The 1109-nt window shown below is 50.9% G+C and carries 1 protein-coding gene; it reads right to left on the bottom strand.

Features of this window, described 5'->3' with window-relative positions; translation table 11 throughout:
* A partial coding sequence (locus tag R7P69_RS25100; protein WP_318121817.1) for a DHH family phosphoesterase occupies positions 1-1033 on the bottom strand: 1033 nt, incomplete at its 3' end.
* Positions 1034-1109: the final 76 nt, after the last annotated feature.

Genomic DNA, 1109 nt, shown 5'->3' on the forward strand with positions numbered 1-1109 from the left:
GCAAACGTTCACAAAACGCCATCGCTTCTTGCTTCATGCCTTCTTCAATCTCTTTACGAGTCTGATTGAGCCCATCAAGCTCACTGGCCATGCGACGTGCGGCATGGATGTTGTTACACATCAGCAGCTCAACACCAAAAGACATGTCGTCTAAACGGCCAGCGGCATTAATACGCGGCCCCAATGCAAAGCCGAAGTCCGATGCCACCAAACGTCGCGCATCGCGTTTCGCCACTTCAATCAGTGCCTGAATACCTGGGCGCGCTTTCCCCGCACGAATGCGCTGCAACCCTTGATGCACCAGAATTCGGTTGTTCTCATCAAGCGGCACAACATCAGCGACAGTGCCCAGTGCGACAAGGTCGATCAGCTCCATCAGTTTCGGCTCTTGCATGCCTTGCTGAGCAAACCAGTTGTGTTTGCGCATGTGAACGCACAACGCCATCATCAGATAGAACGCCACACCAACGCCAGCCAACGCTTTAGAAGGAAACGCACAACTGTCGAGGTTTGGGTTCACCATCGCATCCACTTCTGGCAGAACTTGTCCTGGCAAATGGTGGTCTGTCACCAATACGGTAATGCCATTTTCTTTGGCGTAGCGCACACCTTCAATCGACGATACGCCATTGTCGACCGTCATGATCATTTCTGCGCCAAGTTCCAATGCTTGATCGACCACCTCTGGGCTCAAACCGTAGCCATCTTCAAAGCGGTTCGGCACCAAGTAATCGACGTTATTGCTGCCAAGCATACGCAATGCCAATACAGAAAGAGCAGAACTCGTTGCGCCATCTGCGTCAAAGTCACCCACCACGATGATGCGTTTTTGCTCTTGAATCGCTTGGAACAACAACTCAACCGCCTGCTCAATGCCGCCAAGCTTTTGGTACGAATGCAATCCACGAGCAGAGGTTTCTAGCTGCGCGATGTCAGTAATACCGCGATTGATGTAAATGCGTTTTAAGATCGGAGGAATGGAATCTGGGAGAAGGGAAAGATCCGGTTCGGGACGTCGTTGAATTTCTATCATGCTTGAAAAGAGCCGACTATTGCGTCGGCTCTGCTCCTTAAAGGATTACAGTTGCTCTAAACGTTTCAGTAAGATC

The organism is Vibrio sp. 661 (genome assembly GCF_033339315.1).
Classification (GTDB): Bacteria; Pseudomonadota; Gammaproteobacteria; order Enterobacterales; family Vibrionaceae; genus Vibrio; species Vibrio alginolyticus.